Below are 12027 nucleotides of genomic sequence, written 5' to 3'. Positions count from 1 at the left end.
TCGTTCGCTTGAAGCCCAATCGCGTCTGGCTCATATGAGCGCAACGCGATAGAACCGCATGACATCAGGGGACGCGAGCCGGCCGGGTCCGCATCCCCTGATACCCAAATTACGTGACAAATTCGGGCAAAGAAACCTTGATGACGCCGTCCCGCGACTGGACCGAGATCCGCTGGGCCGGTGTGCCCCCGGCGGAGACGGCGCGCTGGATCGCGGTGCTGCCGCTGGCAGCGACCGAGCAGCACGGCCCGCATCTGCCGCTGACGACAGACGTGCTGATCGCGAACGCCTATCTGGCGCGCACGCGGGAGCTGTTGCCCGCAAGCGTCCCGGTGACGTTCCTGCCCGTCGAGCCGGTCGGGATCTCCATCGAGCATATCGACTATCCGGGCACGCAGACGCTGCCGACCGAGGTCGCGCTGAAGCGATGGACCGGAATCGGCGAGGACATCGCGCGGCGCGGCGTGAAGAAGCTCGTCATCATCACCAGCCATGGCGGCAACAGCGCGGCGATGATGCTGGTCGCACAGGATCTTCGCGCGCACCAGAAATTGTTCGTGGTGACGACGTCGTGGTCGCGGCTGTCGGGCGCCGACAGACTGTTTCCGGCGGAGGAAGTGCGCCACGGCATTCATGGCGGCGCGATCGAGACCTCGATCATGCTGGCGCGCTATCCCGATCAGGTGCGTCGAGCCGCGATCGCCGATTTTGCCGCGAGCAGCATCGCACTGGAAAAGCAATATCGCTGGCTGTCGACGCAGCGGCCCGCGCCGTTCGCCTGGCAGGCGCAGGATCTCAACGCCAGCGGCGCCATCGGCAACGCGACATTGGCCGAGCCGGCAAAGGGCGAGCAGCTGCTCGACCAGGGCGCGCGCGCCTTTTGCGAGCTGCTGGGCGAGGTCGATAACTTCGACGTGAACAGGCTCGCCAAGGGGCCCCTCGGTTAGCCCTTATATTCCTGGAATCATTCGGGAAAGGTCTCGGCTCCGGCAGCGGATTTGCCGCTTTCGAACCGGATGCGAGGAGCCTCCGTCCAACTGAGCACGCGGGCCACAACGGACCGCCTCACCTGGATGGAGCTTCTCATGTCGATCAAGACCAAGCTTGCCGCCGCCGCTCTCGCCACGCTCGCCCTCACCGGCAGCATCGTGTCCACCACCTCGCAGGCCGAAGCCAAGCAGCCCGGCTGGGTCTGGGGTGTGGGCGCCGGCATCGCCACCGCCGCCGTCGTCGGCTCTGCGATCGCCGCCACCAACGACCCCTATTATCACGGCTATCACCGCTGCGGCTGGGTGGCCCAGTACAACGCCTTCGGCCAGTACGTCGGCCGCGTTCGTACCTGCTACTGATTTGAGTACCTGAGGCCGATCTCACGTGGATCCTGCGTCCGACACGGGCGCCTCGCTTCGGGCCTGCTGCTCGGCGTCGAAGGCGACATCTCCTTTCCGAATTATCTGCCCTCCAACCACGTCGTGTCGTCGACGGGGACCGCGCTGTCCTTCGCGGAGGAACGCTGGGACTACCCCTTTTTCCAGGCGACGGTCGCCAAACCGTCCCAGTCCGAGCTCCATGCCATCCTCCTGTCCAGGATGGACACGGAATCAGACATCCTTTCGGTCTTCAACAACGATGTGTGAATGCCGTAGCCCTTGTGGGAGAGGGTGGCTCGCCGCGAAGCGGCGAGACGGGTGAGGGGTTCTCTCCGCGAGTCCAACTCTCATTCGAATGCGTGGAGAGACACCCCTCATCCGGCGCTTCGCGCCACCTTCTCCCACAAGGGGAGAAGGAAGAAAGCCCTCACACCTTCTTCGCTTCCACGGCCATCCGCACCGCGAGCCCGGCCAGCACGGTGCCCATCAGCCAACGCTGCACCAGCATCCAGCTCGGCCGGTTCGCCAGGAACAGCGCGATCGAGCCGGCGGCCAGCGCGATCATCGCATTGACGCTGACGCTGATCGCGATCTGGATCGTGCCCAGCATCATCGACTGCGTCAGCACGCTGCCGGCGGCGAGATCGATGAATTGCGGCAGCAGCGCCAGATACAGCATCGCGATCTTCGGATTGAGCAGGTTGGTGACGAAGCCCATCGCGAACAATCTGCGCGGGCTGTCGATCGCGAGCTTTCTGACCTGGAACGGCGATCGCCCGCCCGGTCTCACCGCCTGCCAGGCGAGCCAGAGCAGATAACCCGCACCGGCAAAGCGCAGCGCGTCATAGGCAAAGGGAATGGCGAGCAAGAGCGCGGTGATGCCGAACGCGGCGCACAGCATGTAGAACACGAAGCCGAGCGCGACGCCGCCGAGCGAGACGATGCCCGCGGCGGGGCCTTGCGTAATCGAGCGCGAGATCAGGTAAATCATGTTCGGTCCCGGCGTCAGCACGAGACCGAGGCTGACGAGGGCGAAGCCGAGCAGGGCGGAGGTGTGGGGCATGGCGGGACCGGTGCGGAGATGCACCGGTTCTAATATGCCAGGGCGTGCCCGGCCATCGCGCAATTGCACGGAGGACAATTGAGTATCTCGTGTCCCGGACGCGGCGCAGCGTTCCCGGCGATGCGAAGCATCGTCCGGTACGGTGCGCCGCAGAGCCGGGACCCAGTGGTACGACATGGACCCCGGATCAGCAGCGCATCACGCCGCGAAGGGCGGTGCGCTGCGCAGCATCCGGGGAAAGCAGCCCTAATGCGCCTCGTCCCAATTGCTTGCCGCGCGCGCATCGACGTGCAGCGGCACCGAGAGCAGCACCGCCGGGAACGGCGCGTCCTGCATCACGTGCTGCACGACCGGCAGCGTCGCCTCGACCTCGGCGTCGGGCACCTCGAAGATCAACTCGTCATGCACCTGCAAGAGCATCTGCGCCGACAGCTTCTTCGCGGCAAGCGCGTCCTCGACCCGCGTCATGGCGCGGCGGATGATGTCGGCGGCGGTGCCCTGGAGCCGCGCGTTGATCGCGGCGCGCTCGTTGAAGGCGCGCACCGAGGCGTTGGAGGCCTTGATGTCGGGGTAATGGCATTTGCGGCCGAACAGCGTGGTGACGTAGCCGTGGCTGCGGCAGAAGTCCCGCGTCTCGTCCATGTAGGCGCGGATGCCGGGGAAGCGCTCGAAATATTTCTTGATGTAGGCCGAGGCTTCCTCGCGCGCGATGCCGAGCTGGTTGGCGAGGCCGAACGCCGAGATGCCGTAGATGATGCCGAAATTGATCGCCTTGGCGCGGCGGCGGATCTCGCTCGGCATGCCCTTGATCGGCACGCCGAACATTTCCGACGCCGTCATGGCGTGAATGTCGAGGCCGTCGCGGAACGCCTGCTTCAGCACGGGAATGTCGGCGATCTCGGCGAGCAGCCGCAGCTCGATTTGCGAATAGTCGGCCGACACCAGCTTGTGTCCGGGCGTTGCGATGAAGGCGCGGCGGATCTTGCGGCCGTCCTCGGTGCGCACAGGGATATTCTGCAGGTTCGGCTCATTCGAGGACAGCCGGCCCGTGGTGGTGGCCGCTAGCGCATAGGTCGTGTGCACGCGATGGGTCTGCGGATTGACATAGGTCGGCAGTGCGTCGGTGTAGGTCGATTTCAGTTTCGAGACCTGGCGCCATTCCAGAATCTTCTTCGGGAAGTCGTGGCCCTGCTCGGCGAGCTCGTCCAGCACCTGCGCGGTGGTCGACCACGCGCCGGTCTTGGTCTTGGTACCGCCGGATAGTCCCATCTTGCCGAACAGGATGTCGCCGATCTGCTTGGGGCTGCCGACATTGACCGGCTCGCCCGCGATCTCCTGGATCTCGGCCTCGACGCGCGCGGCGGTCTGGGCAAAGTCGCCGGACAGCCGCGACAGTACCTGGCGATCGATCGAGATGCCGCGCCGCTCCATGCGCGCGAGCACCGACACCAGCGGCCGCTCCAGCGTCTCGTAGACGGTGGTCATGTGCTCGGCGACGAGGCGCGGCTTCAGCACGCGCCAGAGCCGCAAGGCGACGTCGGCGCCTTCGGCCGACAGCGCGGCGGCCTTGTCGATCGGCACCTGGTCGAAGGTGATCTTGCCCTTGCCGCTGCCGAGCAGCTCGTTCTCCTTCATCATGGCATGACCGAACCAGCGCTCGGACAGCGATTCCAGCGCTTGCGAGCCGCGGCCGGCATCGAGCACGTAGGAGATCAGGAGCGCATCGTCGATGTTGCGCAGGGTGATGCCGTGCTGCGCCAGCATCACGGCGGTGAATTTGACGTCGAAGCCGATCTTGAGGATGCCTGCCGATTCCAGCACCGGCCGCAGCGCCTCGATCGCATCCGCATGCTTGACCTGGTCGGGCGCGAGGCCCGCGTCGAACAGGCCGGCGCCGCCGCCGGACTGCTTGTGCGCCAGCGGCACGTAGCAGGCATCGTTCGGCGCCAGCGCCAGCGCGATGCCGCAGAGATCGGCTTGCATCGGATCGATGGAATTGGCCTTGATCTCGATTGCGACATGGCCGGCATCGTGGACGCGGGCGATGAAGGCGTTCAGCTCTTTGAGCGTCTTGATCGCCTGGTATTTGCTGCGATCGACGGGAAGCTTGCGCAGCGCCTCCTCGCGCGCCGCGGCGAGCGAGATCGGCGCACCCTTCGGGCTCGCAGCCTTGTCCTCCTTGCTTGCCGACTTGTTGGGACGGCTCGGTGCGGCTTGCGCCGGTGTGCCGGTGCCCGGTGCGGGCACGACGTCCGAGGACGGCAGCGGCGTGAACACGCTGGCGCCGCTCGAATAGCCGGGGTCAGCATCGACATTGGCGGGATCAATCTGCGCATATTCGGCGACGCGCCGCGTCAGCGTGGTGAACTCCATCGCCTTGAGGAAGGCGATCAGCTTGCGCGCGTCCGGCTCGTGGACGGCGAGATCGTCGAGCGGCACCTCGAGCTCGACCTTGTCGTCGAGCAGCACGAGCTGCCGCGAGATGCGGGCCTTCTCCGCATTCTCGAGCAGCGCCTCGCGGCGCTTGGGCTGCTTGATCTCGCCGGCACGGAACAGCAATTGGTCGAGGTCGCCATATTCGGTGATCAGCTGCGCCGCGGTCTTGACGCCGATGCCGGGCACGCCGGGCACGTTGTCGGTGGAATCGCCGGCCAGCGCCTGCACCTCCACCACCTTGTTCGGGGGCACGCCGAATTTCTCGATCACCTCTGATATGCCGATGCGGCGGTCCTTCATGGTGTCGTACATCGTGACGCAATCGGTCACGAGCTGCATCAGGTCCTTGTCGGAGGACACGATGGTCGCGCTGGCGCCGCGCTCGCAGGCCTGCCGCACATAGGTCGCGATGAGATCGTCGGCCTCGAAGCCGGTCTGTTCCAGGCAGGGCAGGTCGAAGGCGCGCACCGCCTCGCGGATCAGCGCGAATTGCGGGATCAGGTCGTCAGGCGCCGGCGGCCGGTGCGCCTTGTATTCGGGATAGATCTTGTTGCGGAACGTGATCTCCGACTTGTCGAAGATGATCGCCAGATGCGTCGGCCGGTTGTCCTCGGGCATCTCGCGAAGCAGCTTCCACAGCATGTTGCAGAAGCCGAGTACGGCGTTGACCTGCAGCCCGTCGGACTTGCGGTTCAGCGGCGGCAGCGCGTGGTAGGCGCGGAAGATGTAGGAGGAACCGTCAACCAGGAACACGTGGTCGCCCTTGCCGGCGGCCTTGGCCGCGATCGGCTTGGCAGCAGGCTTGGCAGCAGCTGTCGCGGAGGCCTTGGCGGCGGCCTTGGGCGCGGCTTTGGTATCGGCTTTGGCGGTGGTCTTCGGCGATGTCTTGGGCATGGCCGCAATGTATGAATTTTTGCGGGCTTTGACAGCCTCAGACCCCGAGTTTTTGAGGCGTCGGCGCAGCTATCCCCACTGTCATTCCCCGCCAAAGCGGGGAATCCAGTACGCCGCGGCGCATCGGTCAATAATTGCTGTCTCTGGAATACTGGGGCGCCCGGTCGAGCCGGGCGACGACGGCGGGATCGCAGCTACTCCGCCGCCTGCAACACCGGCGCCGCCTTCTTCGGCGCGATCCAGAACGCGTCCGGCCGCTCGAACAGGAAGCGCGCATTGAAGCGCAGCGCGACCTGCCAGATCGCGAGCGCACCGAGCACGCCGGCGACGGTGACGACCAGCGACACCGTGCCGATGTCGGGGATGATGCCGGTGCGCAGCAGCAGCGTCCGGGTCGCCGCCATCGGCAAGAAGAAGGCGAGATAGATCACGATCGAATGCTCGCCGCAGAAGCGGAGGAAATTCATCCATTGGGCGCGTGCGAGCAGCGTGCCCGTCGTGATGATGGCGCAGGCGCCGGCAAAGCCAAGCACCAGCGAGACCAGCTTCCATTCGCTGGCCCCCGACACGACGAGGCCGGCATTGGCAAGCGCCCAGGTCGCGAGCGCCAGGAGCGCGAGCGCCGGATGCTTTCGCGCGCGATCCGAGAGCGCGAACACATAAGGCGCGAACAGATAACCCGAATAGAAATAGACGAAGCGGGCGCAGAACTCGTCGATGACGGTCCAGCCTGTCGTGATGCGGGCCGTCTCGAGCGCGGCGGCGACGAGCCAGATCGCGAGCGGCGGAAGCTTGCGTGTCAGTTTTGTGACGACGAAGAAGATCGGCAGCAGATAGATGAACCACAGCGTGCCGAACGGCTCGACGAAGGATTCGAGATACAAGAGGCCAACGTGGTGCCAGCCCGTCTCCGCCGCGAAACCGGGTGCCTTGAAGCCGAACTGGATCGTCACCCAGACGACATAGAAATAGGCGAAATGCACCACCTTGCGGTCGAGATAGGTCCGCCAGTCCCGGTCGATCACGAGCGCCAGGAACAGGCCCGAGATCAGGAAGAAATCCGGCATCCGGAACGGCTTTGCGAAGGCTACGAGCACATGCATGAAGCCGGTCTCGCCGGCGGCGAGCTCGACCCCCAGCACCGAATGCATCATCACGACCATGATGATGCAGATGCCCTTGGCGTAGTCGACCCAGTCGACACGTGCGGCAGCCGTGGCCGCAACGCCTCCGCTGCCTGCGATTGTGCCTGATGGTGCCATGGTGTCTCTTTTCGAGGCGTGTTCCGCCCCGTCCTGTTCGGGGCTGGGTCAGTGTGGGGCCGCTACGGTTTCCCACTTCTTTACCGATTCACTTCCCGTGCCGCTTTTTTCGCTGCGGACTGTTCCTTCCCTGCGAGAAAATGCTAAACCGCCCCGCGCCGGGGTTTCATTTTCGTTAACCAATCTAAAAACAGGGATTTTCATGCGTATCGCGATGATCGGCACGGGCTATGTGGGACTGGTGTCCGGCGCCTGCTTTGCCGATTTCGGTCACGACGTCACCTGCGTCGACAAGGACGAGAAGAAGATCGCGGCGCTCCACCGCGGCGAGATCCCGATCTACGAGCCCGGCCTCGACGAGCTGGTGGCGACCAACGTCAAAGCCAAGCGGCTCGACTTCACCACCGATCTGAAGCAGCCGGTCGCAGACGCCGATGCGGTGTTCATCGCAGTCGGCACGCCCTCGCGCCGTGGCGACGGCCACGCCGATCTGTCCTACGTCTACGCCGCTGCGAAAGAGATCGCGCAATCGCTGTCGGGCTTCACCGTGGTGGTGACGAAGTCGACCGTGCCTGTCGGCACCGGCGACGAGGTCGAGCGCATCATCCGCGAGACCAATCCCAGCGCCGACGTCGTGGTCGCCTCCAACCCCGAGTTCCTGCGCGAGGGCGCCGCGATCCGCGACTTCAAATTCCCTGACCGTATCGTGGTCGGCACCTCCGACGAGCGCGGCCGCAAGGTGATGGGCGATATCTATCGCCCGCTGTCGCTGAACCAGGCACCGCTGATGTTCACCGCGCGGCGCACCGCCGAGATGATCAAATACGCCGCCAACGCGTTCCTTGCGACCAAGATCACCTTCATCAACGAGATCGCCGATCTCTCCGAGAAAGCCGGCGCCAACGTGCAGGAGGTCGCGCGCGGCATCGGCCTCGACAACCGCATCGGCACCAAGTTCCTGCATGCCGGTCCCGGCTTCGGCGGCTCCTGCTTCCCGAAGGACACCAAGGCGCTGATCAAGATCGCGCAGGACTACGACGTCTCCCTGCGCATCGTCGAATCCGTGCTGGCCGTGAACGAGAACCGCAAGCGCGCGATGGCACGCAAGGTGAGCCAGGCGCTCGGCGGCAATCTGCGCGGCAAGACCGTCGCCGTGCTCGGCCTCACCTTCAAGCCCGACACCGACGACATGCGCGATGCGCCGTCGATCCCGCTGGTCACCGGCCTGATCGACATGGGCGCGAAGGTCAAGGCGTTCGATCCCGTCGGCATGGAGCAGGCCAAGGGCGAACTGCCCGACATCACCTATTGCGAGGACGCCTATGCCTGCGCGCAAGGCGCCGATGCGCTCGTCATCGTCACCGAATGGGTCCAGTTCCGCGCGCTCGATCTCGACCGGCTGAAGAGCGTCATGGCGCAGCCCGTCGTCGTCGACCTGCGCAACATCTACCGCCCCGAAGACATGGAAGCCGCCGGCTTCGTCTATGAGAGCGTCGGCCGCCCGCCGGTGCAGGGCTGATGAGCCGCCTCGCGCATAATTCCGTCATGGCCGGGCTTGTCCCGGCCATCCACGTCTGTTTCTAGTCCAAGACGTGGATGCCCAGCATTAGGCCGGGCATGACGAGTGGACGGACACTTGCCCCGCAGTTTCGACACGCCCCTCCCGATCGATGCCGTGCTCGACGAGCTCTCGCGCACGCTGGAGGCTAGCAATGCCGCCGTGCTGGTGGCGCCGCCCGGGGCCGGCAAGACCACGCGCGTGCCGCTGGCCTTGCTCGATGCGCCCTGGGCCAGGGGCAAGAAGATCATCGTGCTGGAGCCGCGCCGTATCGCGGCGCGCGCCAGCGCCGACCGCATGGCCAAGTCGCTCGGCGAACGCACCGGGGAGACCGTCGGCTACCGCGTCCGCTTCGGCTCGAAGATTTCGCGCGCCACGCGCATCGAGGTGGTGACCGAAGGCATCTTCACCCGCCAGATCCTCGACGACCCTGAATTGTCCGGCGTCGCCGCCATCCTGTTCGACGAATTCCACGAGCGCTCGCTCGATGCCGACATGGGCCTCGCGCTGGCCCGCGATGCGCAAACCGGCCTGCGCGAGGATCTGCGCATCCTCGTGATGTCGGCAACGCTCGACGGTGCGCGCGTGGCCAAGCTGCTCGGCGATGCGCCCGTCGTCGAAAGCGAGGGCCGCGCCTTCCCCGTCGAGACGCGCTATCTCGGCCGCAAGGCGGATGCGCCGATCGAGCGGCAGATGGCGGACGCGATCGCATCCGCGCTGCGCGCTGACAGCGGCTCGGTGCTCGCTTTCCTGCCGGGCGCCGCCGAAATCCGCCGCACCCAGAATTTCCTCGGCGAGCGCGTGCAGGACGCCTCGATCGAGATCGTGCCGCTGTTCGGCGCGCTCGACGCCGCCGTGCAGGACCGCGCCATCGCGCCGGCGCCCAAGGGCACGCGCAAGGTGGTGCTGGCGACATCGATCGCGGAGACCTCGCTCACCATTGAGGGCGTGCGCATCGTGGTCGATTCCGGACTCGCCCGCGTGCCGCGCTACGAGCCGGATATCGGCCTGGCGCGGCTCAAGACCGTGCGCGCCTCGCGCGCGGCGGTGGACCAGCGCCGCGGTCGCGCCGGCCGTACCGAGCCCGGTGTCTGCTACCGGCTCTGGGACGAGCCGCAGACGGCTTCGCTTGCGCCCTACACCCAGCCGGAAATCCTCAGCGCGGATCTATCCTCGTTGGTGCTCGATCTCGCGCAATGGGGCGTCAGCGACCCTGCCGCGCTGTCGTTCCTCGATCCGCCGCCGGGGCCGGCGTGGAAAGAAGCGAAGAGCCTGCTAACGGAGCTCAATGCGCTCGATGCCGACGGCCGCATCACTGCGGAGGGAAAAAGCCTGCGCGCGCTGGCGCTGCCGCCGCGGCTGGCGCGGATGATCGTGGATTCGCACCGTGCGGGCGAAGGCGAGGCCGCCGCCGAGATCGCGGCCATCATCACCGAGCGCGGCCTTGGCGGCGACAGCGTCGATCTCGAACATCGCCGCGACCAGTTCCGACGTGACCGCTCGCCGCGTGCCGCCAGCGCGCGCGACCTCGCGCGGCGCTGGGCCTCGCAGGTGGCGGCTTCCGAGAAGGCCGGGCCGCCGGAGGAGCTCTCGACCGGTTTGATGCTCGCCTATGCCTTTCCGGACCGCGTCGCGCGCAACCGCGGCAATGCCAGCTTCGTGCTCGCGAATGGCCGCGGCGCGTCCGTCGAGCAGACCTCCTCGCTCGCCCGCGCGCCCTATATCGCGATCGGAGAGATGACGGGCACGGCGGCGAGCGGGCGGATCCTGCTAGCCGCGCAAATCACCGAGGGCGAGATCGAACGGCATTTCGCCGAGCACATCGAGACCGCCGACGAGATCTCGTTCGATCGCGGCGCGATGGCGCTGCGGGCGCGGCGCAAGCGCGTGCTGCATGCGATCACGCTGTCCGAAGCGACCCTTGCCGTGTCGCCATCCGAGGACACCGCGCGCATTCTTGCAGATGGGTTGATCGCCGCGGGGCTCGACCGGCTGCCCTGGTCGAAGGCCGCCAAGCAGTGGCGCGACCGTGTCATGTTCCTGCGCAAGGCCGAGGGCGACAGTTGGCCGGATCTGTCCGACGCCGGGCTGATCGCCCGGCGCGACGACTGGCTGGTGCCGGCGCTCTACGACAAGATCGCGCTCAAGGACATTTCGCCGGGCGACCTCTCGGACGCGCTGATGGCGCTGCTGCCCTGGGAGATGCGCGCGCGGCTCGACCGCGAGGCGCCGACGCATTTCGAGGCGCCTACGGGGAGCGTGCTCGCGATCGACTACGAGGCCGAGCAGGGGCCGACCATCGCGGTGCGGCTGCAGGAATTGTTCGGCCTCAACACCCATCCCTCGATCGCGGCCGGCAAGGTGCCGCTGGTGCTGGAATTGCTGTCGCCGGCACAGCGCCCGGTGCAGGTGACGCGTGATCTCCCAGGCTTCTGGCGCGGCAGCTACAGCGCGGTGCGCTCCGACCTGCGCGGTCGCTATCCGCGCCACCCCTGGCCCGACGATCCGGCCAATGCATTGCCGACCCGGCGGGCGAAGCCGCGCGGGACGTGACAGAATTTGACCCTCATGGTGAGGAGCGCGGAACGCGCGTCTCGAGCCATGCAGGTCCGGATCTCGCGTGCGGCCATCCTTCGAGACGCCGCTTCGCGGCTCCTCAGGATGAGGACCTGGGTCGCCGTGACACCACCGCATTAACCCTCCGCTCATCCTTTTCGTCAAAATAGCGGCGCTCCAACGGCGGCTTTGCTCGCGGTCGGGCGTGCCGCGTGGTGAAATCGGGCTTTAGGCTCGGAAGTGGTGTGATGCGTAACATTATGATCATGGCGGCCGTCATGATCGGCCTCGGCACCTTCATGGCGCAGATGGCGGACAAGATGAGCTCGGCTTCCGCCACCTCAGCGCCGCGCACGACGGTCGCGGTTGCGTCGACCGCGCCGACCGGCGGCCGCAGCCTCGCCATTTCCCGCGACGGCCGCGGTCATTTCCAGACCGAGGGCCGGATCGACGGCCAGCGCATCGGCTTCATGATCGACACTGGCGCCTCCGTGGTCGCGCTCAATGAGACCTCGGCGGCTCGCTTTGGCCTGCGTCCCTCGCGCAGCGAGTACAACGCCACAGTCTCCACCGCCAACGGCACCATCAAGGCCGCCCGCGCCCGCATCGCCATGCTCGACGTCGGCGGTCTCATCGTGCGCGACGTCGACGCCATGGTGCTGCCCGACGCGGCGCTGTCGGAGAACCTGCTCGGCCTCTCCTTCCTGTCCCGCCTGAAGCGGTTCGAATATGCCAACGGCCAGATGGTGCTGGAGCAATAGGCAGAGCCTGCCGCGATCGGGCGCCGCTCTTTCAAAAAAGTCCTTGCTTCGGATGCCCCGGCGGTAACGTTTCTTCGTTACCAAACTGCCGCAATTATCGGCCATAAGCCTGCATTCCCGCCTTCCG

The 12027-nt window shown here is 66.3% G+C and carries 8 protein-coding genes; 5 read left to right on the top strand and 3 right to left on the bottom strand.

Translation table 11 applies throughout. The features are described from left to right. Positions 1-140 precede the first annotated feature (140 nt). Entirely contained in the window at positions 141-947 is an 807-nt protein-coding gene (locus tag DCM80_RS09855) for a creatininase family protein (RefSeq protein WP_257196783.1), read from the top strand. 138 nt (positions 948-1085) lie between these two features. Then, positions 1086-1349, top strand: coding sequence for a hypothetical protein (locus DCM80_RS09850; protein ID WP_257196782.1), 264 nt, complete (start codon positions 1086-1088; stop codon positions 1347-1349). Between the two features lie 448 nt (positions 1350-1797). On the opposite strand, the gene DCM80_RS09845 is transcribed toward DCM80_RS09850, so the two are convergent. The 3 genes from DCM80_RS09845 to DCM80_RS09835 form a co-directional block, all read right to left on the bottom strand. After that, positions 1798-2433, bottom strand: coding sequence for a LysE family translocator (locus DCM80_RS09845; RefSeq protein ID WP_257196781.1), 636 nt, complete (start codon positions 2431-2433; stop codon positions 1798-1800). A gap of 246 nt (positions 2434-2679) precedes the next feature. After that, entirely contained in the window at positions 2680-5763 is a 3084-nt protein-coding gene (polA, locus tag DCM80_RS09840) for a DNA polymerase I (protein ID WP_257196780.1), read from the bottom strand. A 194-nt stretch (positions 5764-5957) separates the two neighbouring features. Continuing rightward, on the bottom strand, positions 5958-7025 hold the full coding sequence (locus DCM80_RS09835) for an acyltransferase family protein (protein ID WP_257196779.1): 1068 nt from the start codon (positions 7023-7025) through the stop codon (positions 5958-5960). Between the two features lie 202 nt (positions 7026-7227). On the opposite strand from DCM80_RS09835, the gene DCM80_RS09830 reads away from it, so the two are divergent. The 3 genes from DCM80_RS09830 to DCM80_RS09820 all read left to right on the top strand — a co-directional run bounded on the left by DCM80_RS09830 (position 7228) and on the right by DCM80_RS09820 (position 11900). Then, complete coding sequence (locus DCM80_RS09830; protein WP_257196778.1) at positions 7228-8544, top strand: UDP-glucose/GDP-mannose dehydrogenase family protein; 1317 nt, start codon at positions 7228-7230, stop codon at positions 8542-8544. 117 nt (positions 8545-8661) lie between these two features. Continuing rightward, positions 8662-11136 carry an ATP-dependent helicase HrpB gene (hrpB, locus tag DCM80_RS09825; RefSeq protein ID WP_257196777.1) on the top strand — a complete coding sequence of 825 codons (2475 nt, stop codon included), beginning with the start codon at positions 8662-8664 and terminating at the stop codon, positions 11134-11136. A 251-nt stretch (positions 11137-11387) separates the two neighbouring features. Next, positions 11388-11900 carry a TIGR02281 family clan AA aspartic protease gene (locus DCM80_RS09820; protein ID WP_257196776.1) on the top strand — a complete coding sequence of 171 codons (513 nt, stop codon included), beginning with the start codon at positions 11388-11390 and terminating at the stop codon, positions 11898-11900. Positions 11901-12027: the final 127 nt, after the last annotated feature.

It is taken from the genome of Bradyrhizobium sp. WBOS08 (genome assembly GCF_024585125.1).
GTDB lineage: Bacteria > Pseudomonadota > Alphaproteobacteria > Rhizobiales > Xanthobacteraceae > Bradyrhizobium > Bradyrhizobium japonicum_B.
Note: the sequence above shows the minus strand (reverse complement) of the source record. Positions and strands in the feature narration are given on the sequence as shown.